The organism is Gelatiniphilus marinus (genome assembly GCF_042684345.1).
Classification (GTDB): domain Bacteria; phylum Bacteroidota; class Bacteroidia; order Flavobacteriales; family Flavobacteriaceae; genus Gelatiniphilus; species Gelatiniphilus marinus.
In genome coordinates, this window is sequence record NZ_JBHULK010000007.1 from 63880 (window position 1) to 90610 (window position 26731).

15 protein-coding genes are annotated in these 26731 nt (G+C 36.6%); all 15 read right to left on the bottom strand.

Features of this window, described 5'->3' with window-relative positions; genetic code table 11:
- Positions 1-9 precede the first annotated feature (9 nt).
- Positions 10-681 carry a DUF6250 domain-containing protein gene (locus ACFSQS_RS14140; protein ID WP_388020336.1) on the bottom strand — a complete coding sequence of 224 codons (672 nt, stop codon included), beginning with the start codon at positions 679-681 and terminating at the stop codon, positions 10-12.
- An 8-nt stretch (positions 682-689) separates the two neighbouring features.
- Positions 690-2114, bottom strand: coding sequence for a sulfatase (locus ACFSQS_RS14145; protein WP_388020339.1), 1425 nt, complete (start codon positions 2112-2114; stop codon positions 690-692).
- 28 nt (positions 2115-2142) lie between these two features.
- Positions 2143-3738, bottom strand: coding sequence for a sulfatase family protein (locus tag ACFSQS_RS14150; protein WP_388020342.1), 1596 nt, complete (start codon positions 3736-3738; stop codon positions 2143-2145).
- Positions 3739-3753: 15 nt separating this feature from the next.
- Positions 3754-5217 (bottom strand): sulfatase family protein, encoded by a 1464-nt coding sequence (locus tag ACFSQS_RS14155; protein WP_388020345.1) that lies wholly within the window; start codon positions 5215-5217, stop codon positions 3754-3756.
- Positions 5175-6794 carry a DUF4955 domain-containing protein gene (locus tag ACFSQS_RS14160; RefSeq protein ID WP_388020348.1) on the bottom strand — a complete coding sequence of 540 codons (1620 nt, stop codon included), beginning with the start codon at positions 6792-6794 and terminating at the stop codon, positions 5175-5177. The genes ACFSQS_RS14155 and ACFSQS_RS14160 overlap by 43 nt, the downstream gene beginning before the upstream one ends.
- Before the next feature lie 18 nt (positions 6795-6812).
- On the bottom strand, positions 6813-9881 hold the full coding sequence (locus tag ACFSQS_RS14165; RefSeq protein WP_388020351.1) for a chondroitinase family polysaccharide lyase: 3069 nt from the start codon (positions 9879-9881) through the stop codon (positions 6813-6815).
- A 72-nt stretch (positions 9882-9953) separates the two neighbouring features.
- Positions 9954-10739, bottom strand: coding sequence for a hypothetical protein (locus tag ACFSQS_RS14170; RefSeq protein ID WP_388020354.1), 786 nt, complete (start codon positions 10737-10739; stop codon positions 9954-9956).
- Between the two features lie 7 nt (positions 10740-10746).
- Positions 10747-12240 carry a sulfatase family protein gene (locus ACFSQS_RS14175; RefSeq protein WP_388020357.1) on the bottom strand — a complete coding sequence of 498 codons (1494 nt, stop codon included), beginning with the start codon at positions 12238-12240 and terminating at the stop codon, positions 10747-10749.
- A gap of 17 nt (positions 12241-12257) precedes the next feature.
- The gene (locus ACFSQS_RS14180) at positions 12258-13478 is read right to left on the bottom strand and encodes a glucuronyl hydrolase (RefSeq protein ID WP_388020360.1); all 1221 of its coding nucleotides are present in this window, start codon (positions 13476-13478) and stop codon (positions 12258-12260) included.
- Between the two features lie 241 nt (positions 13479-13719).
- Entirely contained in the window at positions 13720-15192 is a 1473-nt protein-coding gene (locus ACFSQS_RS14185) for a T9SS type A sorting domain-containing protein (protein WP_388020363.1), read from the bottom strand.
- 232 nt (positions 15193-15424) lie between these two features.
- On the bottom strand, positions 15425-16372 hold the full coding sequence (locus ACFSQS_RS14190; RefSeq protein ID WP_388020366.1) for a DUF5017 domain-containing protein: 948 nt from the start codon (positions 16370-16372) through the stop codon (positions 15425-15427).
- 133 nt (positions 16373-16505) lie between these two features.
- Complete coding sequence (locus ACFSQS_RS14195; protein WP_388020369.1) at positions 16506-18161, bottom strand: RagB/SusD family nutrient uptake outer membrane protein; 1656 nt, start codon at positions 18159-18161, stop codon at positions 16506-16508.
- A 12-nt stretch (positions 18162-18173) separates the two neighbouring features.
- Entirely contained in the window at positions 18174-21353 is a 3180-nt protein-coding gene (locus ACFSQS_RS14200) for a SusC/RagA family TonB-linked outer membrane protein (protein ID WP_388020372.1), read from the bottom strand.
- 202 nt (positions 21354-21555) lie between these two features.
- On the bottom strand, positions 21556-25671 hold the full coding sequence (locus ACFSQS_RS14205) for a two-component regulator propeller domain-containing protein (RefSeq protein ID WP_388020375.1): 4116 nt from the start codon (positions 25669-25671) through the stop codon (positions 21556-21558).
- Positions 25668-26687 (bottom strand): LacI family DNA-binding transcriptional regulator, encoded by a 1020-nt coding sequence (locus tag ACFSQS_RS14210; RefSeq protein ID WP_388020378.1) that lies wholly within the window; start codon positions 26685-26687, stop codon positions 25668-25670. The genes ACFSQS_RS14205 and ACFSQS_RS14210 overlap by 4 nt, the downstream gene beginning before the upstream one ends.
- Between the last annotated feature and the right edge of the window lie 44 nt (positions 26688-26731).

Sequence of the window (26731 nt, forward strand, 5' to 3'; positions counted from 1 at the left end):
ATTTGTTATTTAAAGTTGCATTATTTTAAAATTATCGATTTTCATGTGGTTATTTACAGTTCTAAACCCAAAATAGCCATTTGTATAAGGTTGGCTATCATGAACCTTGAAAATTATGTCTCCATCACGCGAATAACTTGTAAAATTATCTTTTACAATAATTTCAATTTTCATTGTTTTATTGGCGGTAATCATAAATTTTTTATCAAGCAAATCATGTTCGGGCAATAAAGGCCTATGTATATTACCATTATAGCGTCTAAATCTGGTTTTAGTATTGTGGTGCCCGCCATAGCCAACATAATATAGCTTTAAGTGGTGATAGTTAGGGAAATGGCCAGCACGTTTTTTCGAGTCTTTAAAAAAATGGTCTGGATTTTTTGGGTCGTTTGCCATCCAAAAGCAATTCATGTCCGATACTCTATCGTATTCTCCTCCATTATCTATAATTGTGATATTGTAGGTTATTTTTACGGGAGCCACCAATTTGTTTTTAAACCAAATAGTACAGCCCTTAGCATCGATAACCTCTATGCTTTTGTTTTTAAAAATGGTTTGGCCGTTACTTTGTTGTTCTACCACCCAATTATCTGAAGAAGCTAGGGCGTTTCTGTAAATAATGCCGTTGCCCTTGCACCCAAGGGCTAAAAAAAATAGTATGCAGAATTGTATATTTTTCAAAATGAATATTAGTTAGCCATTGGATTGGTTGTGGTGGTATTGGCATTATGGTTTTTTTGGAGCTCATGAAGTCGTGCTTGCAAAGCCTTAGCTTTCTGGGGAAATTCATTAGCCAGATTATTGGTTTCTGAAACATCATTGGCTAAATTATAAAGCTCAACTGTTTTGGTTTCATAAAACTCAATAAGTTTCCAATGGCCTTGTCTAATCGCAGCTCCTGGTGTCCAACCACTACCATGATAATGTGGGTAATGCCAATAAATCTCGTTTCTAAGTATTTCATCATTAACAAATAGTTTTGAAATATCTATCCCGTCTATTTTAAGGCTGTCATTTATTTTTATGTTAGCTTGCGAAAGTAGGGTTGGAAAAAAATCGTGTCCAACTACCGGTACTTCGCTTATTATGTTTTCTAACGAAAAGTTTGAAGGTTTTACTAACAAAGGCACCCTAATGCCGCCTTCGTACAACCAACCTTTTCCAGCCCTTAAAGGCCTAACAGAGGTTGGTGCTTTAAAGCTATATCGAGGTTCAAGGGTTGAAAGCCCGCCATTATCTGAAGTAAAGATAATAGTTGTGTTGTTATACAAACCTTCTTTTTTTAATTTTTCTATAAGGTTTCCAATATTTTTATCTAGAGCAAATAACATAGAGGCGTAATCTGGGTTTGTTTGCTGCATTTTTGTTGTAGCTGTTCCTTCTTTCTTGTGGGAAACCTTTAAGCTATCTAGGTTTTTCAGTTTTGTTTCAAACTTATCTATGTATGCTGTATTTGCCTGAATTGGGGTATGTACCGTGTAATAAGATAGAAATAATAAAAACGGCTTATTGCTAATGGTGTCTAAAAAATTAATGGATTCTTGTGTTAACCTATCTGTAAGGTATTCTCCTTTTTTGCCATCTTTTAAATACGGGTTTTTATAGGGCGAATAATAACCTCCTGGTGGCTGTCCTTTTTTATAGCCTCCAATATTTGTCTGAAAACCATGGTCTGTTGGCAAAAACCCTTGATCTCCCAAATGCCATTTTCCGGCAAAAAATGTTTTGTATCCGTTATCTTTTAAAATTTCTGGTAAAGTAGGTTCAGATAGTGGTAATTGGTTTAAATCTATAGCGCCAATTAGCGGTCTGTCTTTGGGGTCGTCTCCGGGCAACCAATCTGTAATATTAAGTTTTGCAGGGTGTTTTCCTGTTAATATTGCTGCTCTTGATGGTGAGCAAATAGAGGCCGAAGCATAGGCATTTGTAAAATTAATGCTTTTTTTACTAAAGGCATCTATATTTGGGGTTTCGTAAAATGTACTGCCAGAATAACCAAGGTCTGTCCACCCTAAATCATCGACAAGAATAAATACAAAATTTTGTTTTACAGGTTCTTCTTTACATGAAAAAAAGAGCCATACTAAAGTAACGGCAAATAGCTTTTTAATCATAATTAGTTTGTTTGTTAAGTTTAAAGGATCAATTTAAATTTACTTCATGCTGATTAGTATAACCATCTTTCTTTAAATTTTTCAATTTAGTTTTCAATTCCTTAACTTTTTCAGGAAATTCCGGAGCTAGGTTTACTTGCTCGTTTGGATCTTTTTTAATGTTGTATAACTGGGGGGTTGGCTTAAAACCAGTTTCTATTACGGGACCCCAGGGCACTAGTTTTGGGCCATCTAGGGGTTCTATATATTTCCAATCGCCTTCCAAATAAGAAATGGGACCCTTAAAGCTTTCTTGAATTAATGCTGTTCTTCCGGTTTTATTCTTACCCATAAAAACATCTAGTGTGTTTTGGCTATCAATTACATCTTTATTTACTTGTTCTATGCCGGCCAATGCAGCAAAAGAACTTAAAAAATCGACCTGACTTACAAGTGCGCTAGAAACGGTACCCTGCCCTTTTCCATCTGGCCATCTTATAATTAAAGGAATTTTGCTTCCGCCATCATAAGCACTATATTTTCCGCCTCGCAAGCCGCCTGTTGGCTTATGGTTTCCTAGCAATTCTCTAGCTTGATCGTGGTAGCCATCATCAACAACTGGACCGTTATCACTAGAAAAGACTATAATTGTATTCTCCAATAAATGTTGTGCTTTAAGTGTTTTTACAATTTCATTAACCGTCCAATCCAATTGTAAAATCACATCGCCTCTAAGACCTAAGCCACTTTTGTCTTTAAACATAGAATTGGCGACTCTTGGCACATGGATATCGTGTGTGGAAAGCAACAGGAAAAAAGGTTGGTTTTTATTTTCATTAATGAATTTATTAGATTTATCGACCAATTCCATAGGTATGGTTTCGTCGTCCCAAAGGGCCGCTTTTCCGCCTGTCATGTAACCAATTCTGCTTATTCCATTTACTATGGTATGGTTATGGCCTTGAGAAGGTTTCATGGTTAACAACTCCGGGTTTTCTTTTCCTGTTGGCCAATCGCCGACTTTTTCTTTATAGTTTACGGTTATGGGATCGTTAGGATCTAGATTCACTACATAATGGTTTTCAACGTAAACACAGGGTACCCTATCGCCGGTCGCTGGGATTAAATACGAATAATCGAAACCTATCTCTAAAGGGCCAGGGCTTATTTTTCCGTTCCAATTTGGTCCGTTTTTATCACCTAAACCTAAGTGCCATTTCCCCACTATACCTGTTTTATAGCCTGTAGTTTGCAAGAGTTTTGGCAATGTGGTTCTGGCTGTATCAATTAACAGGGCTTCGTCTCCTTTTGCAACGCCTGTTCCTTTTTTTCTCCAAGCATAATTTCCTGTTAACAACGAATATCTGGATGGCGTACAAGTTGCTGCGGTTGCATAGGCATTATCGAACAAAATACCTTCTTTTGCCAATGCATCTATGGCAGGTGTTTTAATTTCTGTGGCACCGTAAGCACTAACATCGCCGTAACCTAAATCGTCTGTGTAAATAAAAACAATGTTTGGCTTTTGCTTGTTTTCGCTTGATGTTTCGCTGTTGCTTTTTGTTTCTGCTGTTTTGTTTTTACAGGCTAAAACAACAAAAATAAACAGAACGTAAATAAAGAAGGATTGTTTTTTTAAAGTCATGGTGTTTGGTATTAATTAATAAGGTTTATCGAATAATTCGCTGGCGTGCATTTTACTAGCACTAGGTATTACGGCTTTTTTCAAGAATTTGGTATCGCTGGTATTTTTGCACCAATCAATTAGTGTTTGCCTAAATTGGTCAATATTTTCGATATGATTTTTAGAACGTATTAAATTATTCATTTCGTAAGGGTCTTCTTTTAAATCGAAAAATTGCTCCCTGTTTTTTCCCCAATTATAAACCACGTATTTATAACGGTTGCCAATTACTGCCCGACCCTGGGTTCCGTGTGCGTGCTTGCCTTCAAATTTGGTTTCAACCACCAAATAGTCGTGCGGTTTGTAGTTGCTGTTTTTTGCAATAAGCGGTTTTATGCTTTTGCCTAAAAAGCCGTTGGGAATATCAATATTCGCAAAATCTAAAATGGTTGGGTAAAGATCCAATCCGTTGGAAATTAATGTTGGATTATGTTTTTCTTCGGAAGTATTAGCGTTTTTGTAATTAACGATAAAAGGCACTTTGATACTTTCTTGAAAGAGGGCTGTTTTTTGGTTCCAACCGTGTGATGCATTGCCATCGCCGTGGTCGCTGGTAAATATGATGACGGTATTGTCGCGCAAACCCAAATCATCAATAGCATCGATAATCTTACCGATTTCTTTATCCACTTTTTCAACCAATCGGTAATAGGCATGTCGGTATTGGCGCCAGTCGGCTTCGGTGTAATGTTTTGTTGGATAGATTTTTACCGAAGCATTTTGCTCTATTTGCAAAGCCTCTGGAAAGGTTTCAGATTTCTTGAAATTAATTGGCAACTCTGGGGTTTCGCTTAATGGCACTGGCGGAATATTTCCGTAAGGCAAAGGCTGGTTTCTGGCCCATTCGCAGATGTTATGCGGATTATCAAAAGAAGCCACCAAAAAGAAAGGTCGCGTTTTGGTTGTTCTGGATTTTAAATAATTGATGCTTTTTTCGGCTAGGGGTATATCGCCAAAATCGGCTATTTTTTCAAAGCCGTTCCCCTCTACCATAGCAGCTTCGTGGGCGTGCCATTTTCCGCCGTAGGCGCAATCGTAACCCGCTTGTCTTAAAACATGCCCAAGTCCTGTTTGCTTATCTTTGGGCTGCATCTCCTTTTCACCTTTTTCATTCGAGTTTACGCCCAAACTGTGAGGCATTTTACCCGTAAACATACTAGAACGCGAGGGTGTGCACAACGGAAACGTAACATAGGCATTTTTAAAATAAATGCCCGTTTTTGCCAACTTATCTATATTTGGTGTGTTTAAATTTAAGTTTCCCGCAACGCTTAGCGCTTCGGCTTGGTGCTGGTCGGTCATAATCAAAACAATGTTGGGTTGGTTTTGAGTTTGCCCAAACGATATTGTAAAAACACCCAAACAAACCCATACTATCAGTTTAAAATTATTCATATTCACAGTTTGTTTTGCAGCCATTTCTTTTCTGTTTTTCGCCATTGCCTTAAGGTTTTACACACCCATTTAGGGGTTTTCCCCAATCGATGCTTTAGTTGCGCTTGGTACAAAGATTCGGGAAAAACTTTAGCGCCTAGACTTTCTAAATATCCAATATTTTTTTCATTTAATGAAGTTTTAGAGCCATGTAATCCAACAACTATTGGATTAACCACGGCAAACCCCCAATACATGCCTTTCCCCGAGTGGCTCCAAAAATCGTAATCTTTAGTGGTGTTGCCCACTCTTTTATAGTTCCATAACGTTAAGCCTTTTAAATGATGTGGTTCGTTTTTGTAAAATCCGCCGTGGTTGGTCATTTTAGAGCCTTCATATAAATCGACCAAATTATTTATGGGAATATCGGCATGCGAGTCCCATCCTTGTTTTGGGGTTTTTACTCGCCAAATTACCGAACCCGAAGTTTTATGCGACATGGCTGCCCCGTGAAACTGCCCGTAATTGGAGGCATCGTTTATCAAACCCGTGAGCACCCTAGTAGATTGCGTAACGTTGGTTAATTTGTGCCCGCTATTGCCCTGGACCAAAAGCTGTAAAATAGACGATGCATAGCCATTATTTATGGAAACAGCACCAGTAACATTGCTGAACCTGCATTTTGTAACCCAAGAATTTGCAACACGGTTCATGGCAATAATGGACCACGCATTGTCGTGAATATAATCTTTGTGATGTACGAATTTATCCTTGAAATTTGCCTTAAAAAAAATGTTTTCAACGCCAACATTTTCCAACGGATAAAATGGTTTTGCCTGCCAATTGTAATTGGTATTAATAAAATTTACTAATGGGTCTTTTAGAGTGATTTTATTACCTGAAATACTTTTTATGGCGTGGTTTTCAATAAACGTAACGCCTTTTTCTTTTATTTTTTCCCAATGCGGCCGTGGATTTTTACCTTGTAAGGCTTCTTTGGCTGCATCCAAATTATAAGGCATTTCTAATTGAAGGTATTTTGCATTTTTAAATAATTTTACATTTTCTACTTCAATTACAACATCGCCCGCGTTTGCCTGTTTTATAATGTTTGTTGTAGCATCAGCTTTCCTTTTCGGAAAAAAATTAAACATATAACTCACTTTCCATTCCGGTTCGTCGGGGTAGCGACGCAAAGTGTGGTTTTTCATCTGGATAACCGTACCGTTTTTTCCCATACCGCTCCCTTTTAATACAATGTTTGAAGCCGTTATTTCGATGGGATTGGTTTTGGTTGGGTTTACGTTTACCAAAAATTCGCCTTTGGGAAAAAACACCACACCGCCCTTATTTTTTTTTGCAGCATCAATGGCCGATTGAATGGCTTTTTGATCGGAAATGGAATCGTTGGGAAGGGCACCAAAATCCATCACATTAAAAACTTTTAAATGCTTGTGCTTTTTAGGAATACCTGTTTCTCCAAGTTTATAGCCCGCGTAAGAATAATTGAAAAGTTTGGGGATTTCAGGGTTGGATATTTCGTCTTTAAACTTTTTCCAAATGGCTGCTTCTTGGGCAAAAACATTGAAGATTGCAAAAAAACACAGCAAAAAACTTCTTTTGAAAACCACTTTATCAATCATAATGAAACTTAGTAAAACTTAAATTTTAAGCAGTTTGATTTCGTGCGACAAACCATCTTTTAACTCTAAAGTAATAAGCGTTTCGTTTAAAGTGTTTTCAACCGAAAGCACATTATCTGTTATTGCTGCAGACCACTTTCCGTTAACCGTTATGGTAAATTTTAGGGGCTGGCTGTAATTTTTAAATTTCCCTTTTTTGTGCTCCGGAAAGTTTAAATCGGGTTGCACAACGCTTAATGTGGCTTGCTGTACGCCTTCCTTTTTTGCCATGACCAACACCGGTTTAGAGGCTGTTTTTAAAATGCCGTGTTGTAAATTTTCATCGGCCTTAAAAACAACGTATCCGGTGGTATTGGTTTTTAAATCCTTTACAATATGCGCCACACTATCGGCTTTTAAGATGTTGAAGGATTTATCGTTTTCTACACGTTTATCAAAATTATGTATTTCAGCTTCGTTGTTAAAAGGGTAAACAACATATTGGTAATTGGCATTTTTTGGTGCAAATCCGTGGTCAATCCATGCCGATGCAAAATTGCCTTGGGTTTCTTTTGCCCCTTTTCCCTTCGGATTCATTTTACCGGTATTCACAGAATATTTGTTGTGATATGAATGTTGTTTTTCCTTTTTAAAATGAATCGTGTTGTTCGATAGCATGTGATAGGCGTTTCCGTAAGGGTCGATAATCCAGTTTTTAGCTTCGGGGTTTTTAGCTAATTCACCCTGAAAAGGAAACTTGGTTATTTTTTTTGAAGCTGTGTAAATAGCATCCTTTTTATCTTTTAAAAACGTTTGGAACAAATTGGTTTGTGTTGCATTTTCAGTATCAACACTAGAAATATTGGTGCCAATACAGATTAATTTATCGCCAAAAGAGAATACAGATTTCTTTGCTTTTAGTTTTCCGGGAAAACCAACTTTTGTCTCTGGACCATCGGCGTTGGACCCTTTGCCTTCGTTTAAAACCATTCCAAAAATACCGTTGCCATTTAATGTTGCGGTACCGGCAAAAGATTCGTTAGACCGAAACATAATTAAGGGCATTTTTGCTTCTAATTCTTCAAGTGGTAAATAAATAATAGTTGCTCCCGGATAGCGGTTCCAGTCCCAACCTTCTTGTTTAAATCCGCTGCCTATTTCGCCTTTACTATTTAATAATTGAATAGTCCCGTTGGCCGGATACCTACCGTACCTGTTTGATGCGACGTAAATTTCGGAGGCCCAAACATATTTGCTGTAACCCTTAATAATGGCGGCCCAATCTTTTTCTCTTTTTACTGCAGTGGCAGCGTAAGGGAATGTATAAAAACCAGAGAGTTCTTCTTGGTTTATACCGTGAACTTGGGTAAACAATGTAGTATTTAATATATCGTCTTTTCCCCAAAGCCTTAAATATGCTGCAGCCACCTCTTTGTCTATTTTAGACATTCCTGTTGGATCTCCTGCATTGGCCATCAACAAAAACTGTTCTTTTAAAGATTTTATACTGTTGCCGTCTAATGGGTGCCTGCCAGCATTTCCGAATCCCCAATCGAATTTCTGACTATAAATTCTGGACGCTAAAAATGCCTTTTTAAAATTTTTATGTCCTTGAGTTCCTATTCTAAATCGTGTTCTGGCTAATGTGTTTATTACTTTTGGCACGGTTTGAAATGCCCCTATGCCATAGGCAGGATAATGCCCGTTGTGGTGCCACGCCGTTCCATCTACCTTAAAACCCCATTCTTCGTTTTGTTGCGCCAAGGTAATAGACATGTATTTTGAGTACGCCCGTAATAAAGCGGCTTGTTTTTCTTGAGATTCCAGTAAAAAAATAAGCATTAAATGGTAATACGATTGGGTGTTTAAATAATCGATATTTACATGGAATTTGCTCTCATCGTCTAGCAACATTCCTAAATTAAACAACCAATGCAAACTGCTACCAACCTCTTGCAATAAGCCATTGTTGTACAAAAATTGGCGCATGGTAAAAAAGGCCTCGGTAATTTCGCGAACGTTGTAACCTATGTGGTGCCTCGTGCCACCGTTAGAACCTGCTTGCCAACCTTGGTCTAAAAAATATTTTGTTCCGGTTAAAAACATGCTTTCTATTTCAGCCTTTTCAGTTGGGTTTGCCCTATCGTGAAAATTAGCTAGTTTTTTTAATACTTTACCCAAGCTTTTTACATCGTTGTATCTATTGGCACCTTGTTGGTTTTTATCGTAAAACGATTGTTTTCTATTAAAGGTTAACGGGGGTCCTGTAACGGTTTTACCGTTATCTTTTAAATGTAATTCGGCATACATTTCTCGTAGCGAATTTATGTAAACCTTATATTTTTTTGCGATGGTTAAATCTGCATCAATAAGCTGTTCAAACTTTTTTAAATCTAACCGGATGGCCATAGAAATGGGTTTAGCCTCAAGGTTTTTAATGCGGTTGTAGTTGCTTATTAAGGGCATCCAATGGTCTTTGCCTAAATCTAAATTCGATTTTATGAAGGGTACAATTTCATCGGGGTATTGGTGCCTGTCATCCTGATATTGCGAAAAAATAATATCGTCAAAAAATAAGGTGCCGCTTTTTGAGCTTGTTGAAATTTTAAATACATCGTAATTTACAGCAGCTCCTTTTTTTGGCGCATTACCTTGCATTTCGTAAAAAGGTACCCAAATGGTGCGCCAGCCTTTAAAGTTTAATGTAATATCGAACCAAACTTCTTTTTTTCCAGCTTTTTCATAAGAAATGGTAATGGTTTCGTTTTGAGGTTTTTGGTTATAAATGTCCATTTGCAGTGTTGGGCTTGCAGGAAAATGGTCGCCGTAAGCTAGCGGGCTTTCATCTTGTGTTAAAAATTTAAAGTTTGAGGTTTCAAACGAAGCTTTGTCTGCCCAAGTCCATTGCAGCGCTTTATTACCAAATTTAAAATGGGCATCGCTTGTCGATAAATTACTGTTTGATGCTTTGTATTGATTTAAAACCTTTTCATCTTCAAAAGATTCCACAGCAGGTTTATTATCTTGTGCATAACTTACATTTATAAACAGCCCCATTAAAAACAGAATTGATTTTATTTTATTTGAAAAGCATTTTAATTTTGCCATTTGCCCGTCTTTTTTTTTATTAAACTAAATATTTAAGCTTTTTTTACCATTCCTGAAGCTTTAAATTCAGATTTATTTATCTTTTAACCTAACAACTTTGGTTCCCTTAATTTCCCAATCTTTAAACCAAACGCTTTTTGTCGGGTTTACCTTGTTGGGTTTGCCAGTTACAAAATTACTTACCAATTCCAGGTTTCCAATAAATTTATCCGATGTTATATTTTTTTTTGAAATATGCCCCAAAACCTCACCCTTTTCTATTTCGAGCACTGAAAAATTGATGGCATAACCATTTGTTTCTTTTGATATTAACACGTTTAAATCGATACCTTTTTTTAAGGCCGCAACAATATTTTCGTTTTTATGATTTGGACTTGGAGCACCGATAAACAACGATCCATTTGTACACACACCAATATTTATGCCTTGTTTATATTCTGTTTTGTTATTAAAATTTAATACCCTGTCTTTCGACCCCAAATTAAAACCCGCCCAATTATTATTTAAACTAGAAATTTTGTTGTTATAAAAACCTAACCGTACCGTCATTTCCAAATTGCCCTCTTGTGTTCCCAATTGTCTTGTTAACAATTGGATTTTTCGAGATTCGTTACTTACCAAACATTCTATTCCGTGGCTTGAAATTTGCCAATCTTGTGGATTTTTGGACCAATATTCTGTTGCGTCTATAGAACTTGTAGTTGTGGTATTAAAATTGCTTTTATAAGCGGTTGCCGAATTACCCTTTTTTATACAACTGCCAGCAAAAAGTAATACAAATACTATTAGAGTGCATAATTTAATAGCTATAAATGATTTGTCTATACTAGAAAAAAAATGAAATACACTCAATTTCATTATTTAATTATTTTTGGTATTTATCTAACCAAGGATCCTTCTTTTCCTTTAAGTTTTTAAGTAATTCTGCGTGCAATCTTTTTTCATTGGCATCATCTTTACCAATTAGGTTGGTTAATTGATATGGGTCGTTTTCGTTATTGTATAAAAACTTGCGTTCCACATTATTACTATCTATGGTAATTACGTAAGTATATTTGTGGGTTCTAATACCGCGGTGCCCCGATTGTGGTTGGCCTTCTAAAATAAAATAATACAGTGCCGATGTGGGCTTGTCGCCTTGGTCCTTTAAAAGGATTGATGATAAATCTTGACCATCTAAATTAGTTGGAATACCATCTGTTGCTTCTACTAAATTTAACAGTGTTGGCATAATATCGGTGGCACTAACTATTAAATCGCTTTTTTGATTTGCTTTAATTTTCTTTGGCCATTTTATAATGAAAGGCACATTTATAGATTCTTCAAACCAAACGTTTTTAGACATTAACCCGTGGCTTCCCATCATCTCACCATGATCTGAAGTAATAACAACTATGGTGTTTTCTTCTAAACCTTCGTCTTTTAAAGTTTTTAAAACCCGCCCTATTTGCTCATCAACACCGGTAACCATAGCGAAATGGTTTCGTACATGCTCTTTGGCTAAATGGGTTCGCTTTCTTGTGGCGCCAGAATGAAAGGCCAGATCTTCGGCATCGGTATCTAAATTTACATTATCTCTAACTAACAATTCATCTAATGTTTTATCGCTGTAATGTTTTAAATATTTTTCCGGCACATATTGATACGGCGGATGCGGTGGATTTACAGACCAAAATAAGGCAAAAGGCTTATTAGCGCTTCGGGTTTTGGCTGATGGGTTTTTAATATAATCGATAATCACATCGGCTTCGTGTTTTGGCGACCACTCGTTTACATAAGTCAATTCGTCTTCTTTGGCATCGTTTATCCAATAGTGCGGTGTGTTGTGCTGATCGAAAGTGCCGTAGGCGTACCAGAAGTTGAAACCGTGGCGCAATTCTTTAGGTTGATAGGCGTCCCAAAGCACAGTATCTTTACCAGGAATGGGCTTTGGCGAACGCAAATGCAGCTTGCCAACATAACCGGCATCGTAACCGTTTTTTACCAAAACATCAGAAATACTTATATCCTCCTTTCGCCAAGAATTGTTGTATTTATAGCGATTGGAATTGGCATTGCTAAGCACCGAATTATTGTATGGCAACTTGCCCGTCATTAACATCCCGCGATATGGACTGCACAATGGATAGTTGCTAATGGCGTTGGAAATTACCATACCTTCTTTACCCAATTTATCTAAATTGGGCGTGTAAACCGGATCTTGATTATTAATGGCAACCGATGCATTTCTGAACTGATCGGGAAAAATAAACAAGATGTTGGGTTTCTCGTTTTTGGTTGCTTCGGATTTGGAATCCGATTTACAAGAAACTAAAGTTATTGCTATAAAAACCAGCGAAAAAACCTTTAAACAATTCATTTTAAACATATTAAAATTTACTTTTTAGCTTTTAATTTTTTTAATCTCGATAAGGCTTCAATGTAATAGTAGTCTGCATAAATTAATGCCACATCTATTTCGTGACCTAATGATTTGGCTCCGGTTGAATGCAATAAAAACGAATCGGCTTTACCAACGGCAGAATAATTTTCAGACCCTAAAGATTTCAGCATTTTTACGGCCGCATTGTAATAGCGATCTTGGTCTGCTTTATCTTCAACCAAAGTGCTTAAATCTAGTAATGCCGAGGCAACAATAGCTGCTGCCGAGGCATCTTTTTCTTCTTTTGGGTCGTTTTGAACATCAAAATCCCAGGCAGGCACCATATCTTCGGGCAAGAGATCTAAATACTTATCGGTTATTTTTTTAGCAAAGTCTAAAAACTTTTTATCTTTAGTTTCTTTGTAAACCATAATGTAGCCATACACGCCCCATGCTTGCCCGCGCGACCAACGGCTGTCATCGGCATAACCTTGCTTGGTGTGCCTATTTAGTATATTGCCATTAATTGAGTCGTACTCTAAAACGTGCCACGAGGTTAAATCGTCTCTAAAATGGTTTTTCATTGTGGTTTCAGAATGCTTTACAGCAATATCGTAAAACTTTTTATCGCCTCCGTTTTTAGCGGCCCAAAAGAGTAATTCTAAATTTAACATATTGTCTATAATTGTAATATGCTGTTGCCAACGCGGATGCATTTTGTTGGACCAAGATCTTATGGTGCCTACTTTGGGGTTAAACCGTGATGCCAAAGACGCAGCTGATGTTAATAAGATATCTTTATATTCTTTTTTATCTCCAATTTGGTAACCCAGGCCATAGGCAGGAAACATCATAAAACCAATATCGTGGTGCTCTGTAATGTTTTTAAAATCTTCGAAAACCTCGGTACGTTTTATGGCTTCGTCTTTCCAGCGTTTGTTTCCTGTTACATTGTAAGCATACCACAACACACCGGGATAAAAACCAGAGGTCCAAATTAATTTATGGTTGTTTACCTGTTTCCATTCGGTTGAATCGGTATCGATTAAACGCGGGTGTTTTGTAAGGTCTGTTAGTTTAGGAACTGCAATTTCAAGTTGATTTATGCAATCGTTTATTTGTTTTTGTAAATCTATATCGATTGTATTTTCTGAAACAGAAATTGTTTCGGTTTTATTAGTTTTATTTGAATTTTTACAGCCTACAAAACTTATTAGACCGATTAGAAGAAGCATTTTAAATCGCATGGTTTTATTCATTTTAAAAATTATATTAGTGTTTAAGTCTTCTTAAATATACGAAGCCCAGTAACAAAGATGATTAATAAAAAAGGGAAGGCTGTGGGTATGGTTGTTCATTAAGGTGGTTATAGCTGTTCATTTTAAGAGTATTTAGTTTATAAAAAAACCTCAACTACATTAAAACTATGCAGTTGAGGCCTTTTTTTTGGAAAACTATAAATTGTTTTTTTAAATACTATTTTAAAACAACTTTTTTAGTTAAAACGCCACCTTCTTGAGATTCTAGCCTTAAGAGGTATAACCCTTTAGAATAGTTTTTTACATTTATGGGTTTAGCATTGGTATTTGAGTAAATTACTTTACCGGTAATATCAATAAGCTTTACATTTTTTATGTTAACATTTGTGCTTTTTGTACCTATATTTAAAATACTGTTTGTAGGGTTAGGATACACTTTTAAAGCTTGACTTAACTTATTATTGGCAGTAGATAAAACTGAATTGTCTACCGTAAAGTCTAATTGCTGCAAAGCTGTAAAGTTTGAATTGGGTGTCCAGGCTTTAGACAAGACAAAACGATAGTACCTATAAGCCTGTGATGTTGTTAACGTTATGGGGTATTCGCTTCCAGCACCACTATTTCCACTAAACATACCAACTGCGGCACTTAAATCGTCCCAATTGGTATCATCGTTACTTCCTTGAACAATCCATTGAGACTCATCTGGCGCACCTTTATTAGATGTACCGTTTGCCAACACATATCTTACTTGGGTAACTGCAATTGGATTATATTTACTAGCCACTTCAAATTTGTAACCTTCTCCAATTGGTATCAATACGCCATTTGCCAACCTAGGAACCGATGTGGCTGTTGTTAAAACATCTGCCCATTTTGATGTGTTTGAAAAATTAGAATCGGACATTGAAGCACTAGGCGTGTTAAATATGTTTGTTTGCCCAGACGAACTCGTGTTTAAAGCAGAAAATGCACCGTTAGCAACATCTTCTAGTGCCGCATCAAACCTTACATCTGAAATATAAAATGTTCCATGCTGGCTAACACCAGAATTAAAGGGCGAATTATCTGTTTCCATTTTAAATGCTACCGTTACAGAGTTACCGGTATATGCTGACAAATCTAACTCGCCAAAAACATAGGTTTGAGGAGATACTCCAGAAGTTGCAATGGCACCAGTAATATTAGCGGTTTCATTAGTCCAAGTGGCTGTATTTGGGGCGCTTCCGTGAGAATAGTCTTCAGAAACCCAAACTGTAAGTGCTGCACCACCACCAACAACATAACGTTGCTGGGTCCAAAACGACACTTTGGGAGCATTTGCAGACGAAAGGTCTTGGCTTGTCATTAATGCCCACGCTTCTATTTCGTAATTAGTGTCAGCTGGAGACCCACTTGTATTAGTAAACGCAATGGTTCGTTGCTGTCTTACAGCACCATTAGGTATTCTATTTGCTGGTCTAGAGCTTTCATTAAAAGCAGGACTAGAATCTGAAGCATCAACAACGTCGCTTACTCTTTTACCAACTTGGTTTGCAGCTTGACCTCCTAAGGCCACTTTTTGTACGGTAAATCCTCTGCCTTCATTCTCGTACCTAAAATCTTCGTAGTAAATTGTTTGCGCGCTGATTGAAAATGCAAACAGCCCTAAGGTTAGAAACAACATTAATTGTAAAGTAGTTTTTTTCATAATAATAAAATATTTAATTGTTTATTGTTTTCTGATATTAGTTTGATTTTTATAAAACTAAGTAGAATTAATTATTTAAATAAAGGGTTGGCTGTTCAAAAAGAGGGGTTTTATTAGCCAATATAAAATAAACGTGCCGTGTTTAACAACCATTAGTTTGCTTATTCACAAAAAAAATCCCTAAAACCTATGTTATTATAGCGTTTTAGGGATGTATAAACAAGTGGTTTATTTAATCTGTTACGGTAATGGTGTATTCTTGAATTTTTTCTTGTTGCCCGTGTATGGTTTCGTTGTTACCAATAAAAGTTAGGGTATAGGTGCCTGCTTTTGTGTAAGTGTATTGAAAAGTGTCTAGTTTTTCAGAATATGTTTTTAAGGCCTCTCCTTTGTCTGGTGCAACTTTTGTTAAATTAATGGCATTGGTAATTAACCAATCTTCGTTGGTTATCCAGCTTCCGGACACCTTAACTTGGCCGCGCATTCTCCATAAACCGTCGCTTCCTTTACTGCTGTCCCAGTACCATTTATTGGCGTTCCAACGACCATCGACACCTTGAACATCAACAGGCTTAAACCCTGGCTCTTTTTCTGTGGCCACGGTAAGTGGTGCTGGTGCATCGGCTACATCCATTTGTATATTAAGGGCATCTAAATACCATTCTGCTGGTCTTGTGGCGGTGTTGTCGCAAAAATATTTGAATGCGAAATAAATAGGGTTTCCATCAGCCAAATCTGTTATGTCCACTACACCTGATTCTTGTAGCGTAAAATCGTATAGGGTGGAGATATTAAATCGATCTGAAATCTCTGTCCAAGAGGCATTACCTACCCCTTCAGCAGTACCACTACCATCGTAATCTCTTGAATACCAAACAGTTAGTAGCCCAGATTTATTATCGCCCAAACCCCATTTTTGGGAATTTAAAAAAGACATGGTTACGGTGCCTTCGGCATTGGTACGGTCTCTATATTTATACTGATGCTCGAAATCGCCTGCATAAAAATATAAAAAATTAGGTGCATTTATTACTTTAAACTCTACGGGTTCGCCCACTTTTACAGTGGTATTAAAAGTAACTTCAAAATCTGGAGCGGTTACTTCTTCTTGATCTTCGCAACTCTGGAATGTAAAGCTTATTAGAAGCAACATTGTTAATACATAAACTGCTTTTTTCATTTTGTAATTTTTTAGTTATTATTATTTACACCAATATAAACTTCAAAATAATTGATTAAATCCGCTTCTATATCATCTAAAGAAAACATAATTCGAATTTATTATAAATCATTTTAAAATTCATTTGGTATGATTACCAACCTGTGGTTTGTTTTATGTTTGTATTTACGCCCAATTCTTGCTCTGGAATAGGAAGAATATAATGCTTGCTTGCATCAAAATCATTATAGCCATCATAAAAATCAAAAGAAGCATTCATTACGTTTCTTCTTGGGCTGGTGTTTATAGGCACATTGCCAAATATAGGAATATCGTTAGGACCTAGCTCAAACGTTCCCATGGTTACCCAATCTTCATTATTAAAATTAGGGTCTGCAGCCAAGGTTTCCATGGTTGTTTTGGTTTCGTTTACCTTTTGCTCTAGCAACCCCCATCGAACCAAATCGTATTTACGATGCCCTTCAAAGCATAATTCCAACAAGCGCTCTTCTTGAATTGCACCATCTGAAATTGAGTTTAATGGTGTAGCATTAGCTCTATTTCTTACCATGTTAACGGCATTCAATGCGTCATTGGAGCCGGGTGCTATTTTATTAACCGCCTCGGCGTATATTAAATACATTTCTGACAAACGCAGCACTGGCCAATGGTGCGACCCATAGCTTGTATTGGTTGTATTAGGCTCTAGATATCTGCGATATTTTGATGCCGGAATCATAAACTGGCTGTTAATAAGCCCCAATTGGCAATTATCGTTTCTTTTATTAAAATACGGCAGTGTGTTCCAAAGTCCTCTTTCGTCATTCAGGTCTGCTCTGTATTTTAAAACCAAACTAACGGTAGCATAAGTTAATCCAAAACCTTTACCTTTAAAAGCATCTCCACTGCCACACGCTTCATCATCAAATTTTATCCCAAAAGCAGAACCTATTTTGGAGGACTGATTGGTGTCTAAATCTGCAAACGAAAATCCTATTTGAAATAATGTTTCCTTGGTTTCATAGTTTCCTCTAGCCAATTCATTAAATATATCGGCATAACTAGGGTTTAATTCGTGGTAAGAATCGTCTATAACCTTCTTACTCCAATCTCTTGCCTTCTCGTAAGCTCCAGCCTGATTAAAAGGCGCGCTTGCCATATATAAGTATGCTCTGGCCAACAAGCCTCTAGCGGCACTTTTACTGGCTCTTCCTCCCACGGTTTCGGCTGCGTTAGGCAAATATTGTTCTGCAAACTCTAAATCTGCAACAATTTGCTTAAATACATCTATACCTGGTGTTCTTGGCAACAATTGCTTATTGGTTTCTTCTAATGGCATAGGCACACCTTGGATGCCTCCAAATGCTTTTTGCACATCAAAATATAGAAATGCTCTTAAAAACCGTGCTTCAGCTGTGAACTCTTGTTTTACATGGGTTTCTAAAGGCGATTTTTCAAGACCCACTATTAGGGTGTTTGCTGCCGAAATACCTTCATAATACGTACCCCAAATATCTCTTAACATGGGTTCTGATGCTGTAAAGTTATTTTTTCGCATATCGCGAGCCCCTTTTCTGTTATATAATCCTTCATCTGTCCAATTGGTTGGATATTGAGCGTTTATTACTGCTTCTCTGTAAACGGCCACTACACGACTGTAAGCCCCTGCTAATCCTGCTAAAGCACCTGCTGGTGTACCGTAAAGGGTTTCAGAAGTAATGTTGTCTTCTTGTGCTATTTCTAATTGCTCGTCGCAGCCTTGTATTAAAAAAGCACTTAGGATTGTTATTAATATGAATTTTATTTTCATGATTTATTTTTTTTAAAATGAAACATTTAAACCTAAACTAAATGTTCTGTGTTTTGGATATGCTGAATAATCGATACCTGGTGTAATTAACGAACTCGCTACCGATACTTCTGGATCGAAACCAGAATAATCAGTCCAAGTAATTAAGTTTTGTCCAGATAGATATAATTCTAAACCGTTTAATTTAAATTTCTCTAATACTTCTTTTGAAAAATTATAAGAAAAATTAACGGTTTTTAAACGTAAGTACGAGCCGTCTTCGACTATACGAGATGAAATATCTTGAAAACCTTGGCCACCTGCGCGATGCATATCGGTATTTTGGTTTTCTGGCGTCCATCTATTAAGCGTTGTTGCCAATTGGTTTTGGCCGCCGTTAATCATACCTTCAAGCACCAACCGGTTGGCGTTTAAAATATCGTTGCCGTAAGACCATTGTAAAAACGCACTTAACTGAAAGTTTTTATAGGTAAAGGTGTTACCAAAACCTCCAAAGTGTTTAGGCAATGCATTGCCAATAATGGTTTTATCGGCACCTGTAATTTGCCCATCGCCATTCAAATCTTTATATTTTTCGTCTCCTGGTCTGTGGCTTCTGTAGCTGGCTTGCCCAGGAAGTAAGGTGTGCGTAGAAGCTTCAGGGTCGTAATTTTCAAAATCCGTTGGTTGATAAACGCCATCGGATATATAACCAAACATATTACCCAAAGGCTGCCCTTCTTCTACAAGAAATTGATTAGTGCTTAACAATCTGTAGTAATTGGGTTGACCAAAAATGGGTTTTCCATTTGGTAAAGATACAATGGTGTTTTGATTGAAAGAAATATTGAAATCTGAGGTCCACTTAAAGTTTTTTGTGGACACATTAACCGTATTTAAGCTTAACTCTAAACCTCTATTTCTTACTTGCCCTGTGTTGGTCCAGACAGATTCAAAGCCTTGAGACAAGGCTGTATCGGCGTTAATTAGAAGATCGTTTGTGTCTTTTTGATACACTTCAACCAATAAGGACAGTCTATCATCAAAGAACCCCATATCTAAACCGGCGTTATACTGCTCTGTGGTTTCCCAAAACAAATCTGGGTTAGCGCCAAAACTTGTAGGGCGTTGTCCTTGTACGGTTTGCCCTCCAAAAAAGTAAGAGGCATCGCTATCGGTTAAAAACTCAAATCTTGCGGTACCAGGAATTCTATCGTTACCTGTTTTACCGTAACCTGCTTTAAACTTTAATTGCGAGAATATGTTTAAATTTTTAATAAAATCTTCTTTATCTGCGTTCCACGAAACAGCTGCCGATGGGAAATACCCAATTCTGTTTTGCTTAGGGAAGTTTGAAGACCCATCGCGTCTTATAGACGCCGTAAACAAATACTTTCCTTTATAGCCATAATTAAACCTACCTAGTAAAGAAAATATTCTTGATTCTGCTGTACCACTAACATCATCAGAACTATCTAAAGTTCCACCATCTAAAGAATTGATGCCCAAGTTTTCTAGGTATTGTGGAATGTCTATGGATCTAAAACGGGTTCTTGAGGTGTTTCTAATATTTAAAGTAACCCCAACCAATCCGTCAAAAGAGTGGTTGTTGATTTTCTTTTTAAAATTCAAAGTATTTACAGTAGAGAAATTACGCCATTTTTGTTCATCTAAAGAACCATTTATACCATCAATTTTACTTAATAATCGGCCATAAACCGTTTTACTGTTATTAAAGATACCTGTGTTTCTAAATTGGCGGCTAAAACTTGCTCTGGTTTCAAATCTAAAGGTTGGAGAAATTTTATATTTCAGTCTTAAATTACCTATAAACTGGTCGTTTTCTCGTTTTCTGTATTCGTTATTTAAAGATACTATGGGGTGCCAAACCACAATATTAAAGGCATCAAAATCTTCGCTTATATTATCTAAAGGATCAAAACCTGGTGGATAGTCTCTAAATTTATTAGCCACATTGCTGTAAGTTACTAAACTCCTTAAAAATGAATACGAAGAATTTCCTTTGGTATCAAGACCTTCTTGTGTGTAATTGGTGTAAAGCACATCTGCGGTTAAATCAAGCTTATCGTTAATTTTATGGTTTACCGTCATTCTTCCGTTTAACCTATTGTATTCGGATTTTAATAAGGATCCTTGATCTTCAACGGCATTTATCGAGGCATTGATTCTGGTTTTTTCGTTACCGCTAGAGATGTTAAGCTTGTGGGTTTTAGAATATGCTGTTCTAAAAGCTTCGTCTTGCCAATCTCTACCAGTTGCACCTCTATAATCTTCAAGGTCGCCTACTTGAACACTTTGCCCAAGGTCTTCATCAAAAACAGAAAACCATCTGGTACTTGTGGCATTTTCGTTAATTTCTGAGGAAAGCTTTATATACTCGTAAGGCTCCAAAACATCCAATGTTTTTGAAACGTTTTTTATATCTAAACGTGTTTCGTAACTAATTTTTGTTTTCCCAGCTTTAGCACGTTTTGTTGTAATAATAATAACACCGTTGGCTCCACGAACCCCATAAATGGCAGTTGCCGAAGCGTCTTTTAAAACAGTCATGGTTTCAATATCCGAAGGATCAACAAGACCGGGATTAAAGTTTTCAATAATAAAACCGTCCATCACATATAAAGGCGAGTTATCGCCATTTACCGTATTTCCTCCCCTAATAACAATATCCATACCTGCTCCAGGTTCGCCACCGCCGGCACTTACTTGCACGCCCGCTACGCGTCCTGCCAGGGCTTCATCAAAATTTGCAACGGGCGCTTCGGTTAGCTTATCCATTTTTACAGTAGCCACAGAGCCCGTGAGGTCTTTTTTCTGTACCGAGCCGTAACCAATTACCACAATGTCGTCTAATTTCTGAAGGTCTGGTTTTAATACCAAGTCTATTTTTGTTTGGTCTGTAACCACAATTACCTGGGTTTTGTAACCCACATAACTAAAAGTAAGCGAAGCTCCCGAAGTTATCTGTATGGTATATTTACCATCAAAATCTGTTGTTGCCCCGTTTAATGTTCCTGTTTCCAAGACGTTGGCACCGGGAAGCGGCATACCAATTTCGTCTGTTACAATGCCTGTTATGGTTTTAACTTGTGCATTAGCGGAAAAGCTACACAATGCGATAAACAAAGTTGCAAGCGGTAACATTTTACTAAGCTTTGGCTTTGTTAAAAATAGCTTGAAATGATTTTTCATTAATTTGTTTTTTAGATTTTATAATTAGGTTTGGTTTGTAGAGGTAAATTTAAAATCTAATTCTGTTTTTTTAGGGGGAAACAAAGCTCTTTTAGAAGCGGTTAGCTGTTCATTTTTATAAACAATGAAACTTTTGTTTAGCTTATGGCACTGATTTTAAAGCATTAACATTTAACAGCCAAATGCTTTTGCCCATTTGGTTTTAATGGTTATCTCGATATTGGGAAGGCAAGACGTTAAATAATTTTTTGAATGATTTTCTAAAATGCTTCAAGTCGTTAAACCCTAAATCGAAAGCAATTTCAGAAATATTCATGTCCGATTTACTTATTAATTGCGCCGCTCGTTTTAATTTTATAGTTTTTATAAATTCTGAAATAGACTGGTCTGTTAGCGCTTTTAGTTTTCTGTAAAGTACCGAACGGCTGGTTCCCATCTGGTCTATAAAATTGGCTATTGAAAACTCTGGGTTGGATATGTTTTGTTCTACAACCTCAATAGCTTTTTTTAAAAACACCTCGTCTGCCGAAGTTATTGTTAGCTCTTTTGGCTGTAGTATGATATCTTTTTTAAATTTATTAATTAGGCTTTTTCTGGACTTTAACAAATTAGCCACCCTAAGCTCTAAAATATTTACATCAAATGGTTTTGTAATATATGCATCGGCACCAGTTAGATACCCCGTTTTTTGGTCTTCTTGAGATGTTTTAGCCGTAAGCAAAACAACTGGAATATGACTGGTTTTAATGTTGGTTTTAATTTCGTTACACAGGTCTATACCATCCATAACGGGCATCATCAGGTCGCTTACTATTAAATCGATGTTTTGTTTTCTTGCAATCTCTATAGCTATTTTGCCGTTTTCGGCTTCGAAAACATTATATTTTTTTAAGAAAACCGATGTAATAAAGGTACGAAGCTCAACATTGTCTTCAACAATTAAAATAGATGCCAGAGATTTGTCTGTGGTTTTATCTGCAATCTTATTTTGTTCTTTTTGCTCGATAATTGCTTTTTCAACATAGGCTGCTTTTTCTAGATTAAACCTATTGGTTTGGTTATCTGGCTTCGGGCTTGCAAGCATTTGCCTACTAGTTAGATGCTTGTTTCCCAATGGCAGTTTCACGGTAAAAGTCGCACCTTTGTTTTCGTTGCTTTTAACTTTTATGGTGCCTTTATGCAGCTCTACAAGGTTTTTGGCGAGCGACAAACCAATGCCGGTTCCCGAGCGCTCTCCCAATTGATAAAACCTATCGAAAATAAATTTCCTGCTGGCTTTTGGAATACCTCTGCCATTGTCTGTTACTTTTAGCTTGACCCAATTATTGGTCTTGCTTTTATTGGATTTGCCTGAAACGGAAATATCTATTTGTATTTTACCACCTTCTGGGGTAAATTTAAACGCGTTTGACAATAGGTTGAAAATAATTTTTTTTAGCTTGGTTTGATCGAACCACACCTCGATATCTTTAGCATTATAGGTTAGCGAGAAATCAATTTTTTTTGCTCTTGCCAAATCATCAAACGCCAATTTAATATTCTTTACAAAGGGCACAATATTATTTTGCGATGCCGATAATAGGAGTTTACCAGATTCGCTTTTCCTAAAATCTAAAAGCTGGTTTATTAACTCCATCAAAGCACTGGCGTTACGGTACATGATTTGGTGTTGCTTTTTAACAAAGTTATCTTTGTTTTCTGTTTTCAGCAGCCTTTCCAATGGACCCAAAATAAGGGTTAGCGGGGTTCTAAAATCGTGAGATATATTAGTAAACAACTCTAGTTTTAATTTGTTTACTTCTTCAATCCTTTCTTTTTCAAGACGCTCTTGTTTAAGCTCGTTGCGTTCTTTAATTCGCATTAAAGCAAGCTTCCTAATTACTAAAGCCAAAGCTGTTAATATAATAGCATAAAGCAAATAGGCCCACCAGGTTAGCCAGGGCGCAGGTAAAATGTTTATAGATATGGCAGCGCCTTTTTCGTTCCATAGCCCGTCGTTGTTAGAAGCTTTTACTTTAAAAACATAGTCGCCACTATCTAAATTGGTATAGGTTGCCGATTTTTTATTACCAATGTAATTCCAATCTTTATCGAAGCCTTCTAATTTATAAGCATATTGGTTTTTATTGGGTTGCGAAAAGCTTAAGGCCACAAAATCGAAATTAAAATCGTTTTGCTTATGCTTTAAGGTAATAAGGCCGGTAGAATCGGTAATGTTTAAATAGGGCTTGTTGTTTACTTTAAAAGATGTTATGGTAACGGGAGGTACAAAAGTGTTTTCAACAATATCATTGGGATTAAAAACATTAAACCCATTAGCACCACCAAATAGCAATTCGCCGTTTTTGTTTTTTAAATAGGCGCCATAGTTAAATTCGTTACTTTGCAAGCCATCAGAGGCATTAAAATTTTTAATTTGATGGGTTTGCAGATTAATTCGACTTAATCCGTAATTTGTGCTTAACCAAATATGGTTGTTATCATCTGGTATAATACCATAAATTACATCGTTGGGCAACCCACTTGTAGTATCAAAAATAGCTGTTTCTTGAGTGGCCGTATTAAAATAATACAAACCGTTTCCTTCAGTACCTATCCAAAGGCCTTTGTTTTCATCTTCAAAAACAGCAAGTACAGGGTTGGTGGTTTGTGCGTTTTTTTTGCTTAAAAAATCTATTTTAGAAAGCGTTTTGGTTTCAATATTGATTTTAGACAAACCATTACTACTTGCTATTATAAGCTCATTTTTATTTGAGGTTCTGGCTATGTTGTATATTAATTTACCGGCCAGATTTTCAGTATCCTTAATTCGGGTTATTTTATTTGTTTTAGGGTTTAAAACATTTAATCCGCCACCCGAAGTGCCTATCCATATATTATTTTTATGGTCTTCAAATAATGAAATAATTCTGTTATTGCTTAAACTGTTTGCAGAATTGGGGTGGTTTTTATATCTTTTAAATTGAAAAGGCTTATTATTGGGGTTTAAAAAATTAAGTCCCTCGTCGTGTGTACCAATCCAAAAATTACCTGCCCGATCTTGAATCATGGCCTTTACATTATTGGCACTTAAACTTTTTGGGTTTTCAGGATTATGCACATAATATGTATAAAGCTGTGTTTTTTTGTTGTACACGTTAATACCCCCGCCTTCTGTACCAATCCATAGATTATTGTATGGGTCCTCAATAATCGAGCTTACAACTTTGTAGTTAAGTTTGGTGTTGTTAGCGCCCGACGAAAAATGTTGGAACACATCATAACTTCTGTCGTAATAACTAATTCCGCCAGCGTAAGTACCTATCCACATATCGCCTTTAATATCTTGGTAAATTTTGTAGATGGAATTTTGGCTCAGGCTATTTGGGTTGTTTTCGTCGTGCACAACATGCGATATAGATTTTTTGTTGGCATTTAAAACATAAATTCCGTTATATGTTCCTATCCAAAGGTTTCCCAAATAATCTTCGCGCAAAGTGCGTACATGGTCTGTAACGGCTTTTTGGTTTTGTGATTTTAAGCTAAAAAACTCAAACTCATCGGTTAATTTATTTAAAAGTGCAAGACCGTTTTTAAAGCCTAACCAAATATTGTTTTCTTTATCTTGGTAAAGTACTGATACATTATTTTCGTTAAGTTCTGCAGCCGAATTCTCAGGATAAGCATAATGCTTAACAGTTTTGGTTTTTAAATTATAGACTCCAATGGTTGCTGTGTTTTTTATCCACAACTCGTTTTGGTTAGCAATCAATAAAGCCCTATTAGGCACTTTAAACAGTTTGTTATTAGACTTACTGAAGCCAAACTTTTCAAAAAGACCTGTTTTGGTGTTAAATAGTTTTACACCTAAGTTGGTTCCCAGCCATAGGTATCCATTATCATCTTCAACAATGCTCCAAATCTCAAAATTTTCTATGCCTTGTTTTTGGGTTTCAATTTTATAGCGTTCAAACGTATTGGTTTCTCTGTAGAATTTATTAAGGCCATCAATAGTGCCCACCCATAAATTCCCTTTAGCATCTTCGTGCAATGCCTTAACAAAGCTACTGCTTAAACTTGTGCTGTCTTGAGAGTGGTACCTGAATACCGTAAACACGTTGCCATCGTATTTATTTAAACCATCGCGCGTACCAAACCACAAAAAGCCTTTTTTATCTTGTATAATGCTAAGTACCGAGCTTTGAGACAAGCCTTCTTTAATTGAAAAGTTCTTAAACTTTAAAGCCTTGTTATTGTTTTCTGTTTCTTTTTGCTGACCAAACACTAGACCGGTAAGCAAACAAAAAAGCATATACACGATATGTTTTTTAATTTTCATTTTTTTGAAGATTGGCGCTCTATTAAATTCGACTCCATTACTATGGTTTGCGGACGTAAAGACCTGCTTTGTTTTTTAATATGCTCCAACAACAACCCTGTTGCCTTTTTACCCATTTCAAACCCGGGCTGGTCAATGGTTGTTAAAGCAGGATTTATTACCGTTGAAATGGGTTCGTTACTAAAACCAACAATAGCGATATCTTCAGGTATTTTTATGCCTTTACTTGCAAAATATTTCATAGCGCCTATGGCAGCAACATCATTAGCAGAGAAAATGCCATCAAAATTCAAATTCTTGCTCAACAATTTTTTAGCGTTTTTAACGCCATCGTCCTCCATTAAACTAGAAGAAACCACAAGCTGTTCGTTAAAAGGCAGATTGTTCTTTTTTAAAGCGGCCTTATACCCTTTAAACCTGTTTTTGTATATCTCTAAGGTTTGAGGGCCAGAAAAATGCACCACGTTTTTACATCCGCTTTTTATTAAATGCTGTGTGGCAACAAAACCGCCTTTAAAATCGTCTATAAGCACGTTATTGGTATTTGGTATATTACAATGCCTATCAAAAAAAACCAAAGGCACCCCGCTGCTGTTTAATTGTTGTAAATGGCTATAATCTGTAGTTTCCATAGATATAGAAATAAGCACACCATCTACCCTATTGGCCACCAAAGTGTCTATAATTTGTTTTTCCCGCTCAAGCTGCTCCAAAGACTGGCAAATCAACACATTATAACCGGCAAGGTATGCTGTTTCTTCAATCCCTTGGATGACAGAAGAAAAGAAATGCCGCGATATTCTAGGCACAACTACACCAATAATATTGGTAACTCTTTTTCTTAAGTTAGATGCCACCACATTACGTTGGTAGCCTAACTCTTGAGCTTTTTCAACAATTTTGCATTTTGTTTTCTCAGTAACCCTAGAGCTGTTGTTTAAAGCTCTTGAAACCGTAGAACTATCTATATTCAAAGCCTTAGCAATATCGTGTATGGTTACCTTGTTTATTTCCATTGAAATGATATATCCCGTTTTTGCATTGAACAAATATACAAAAA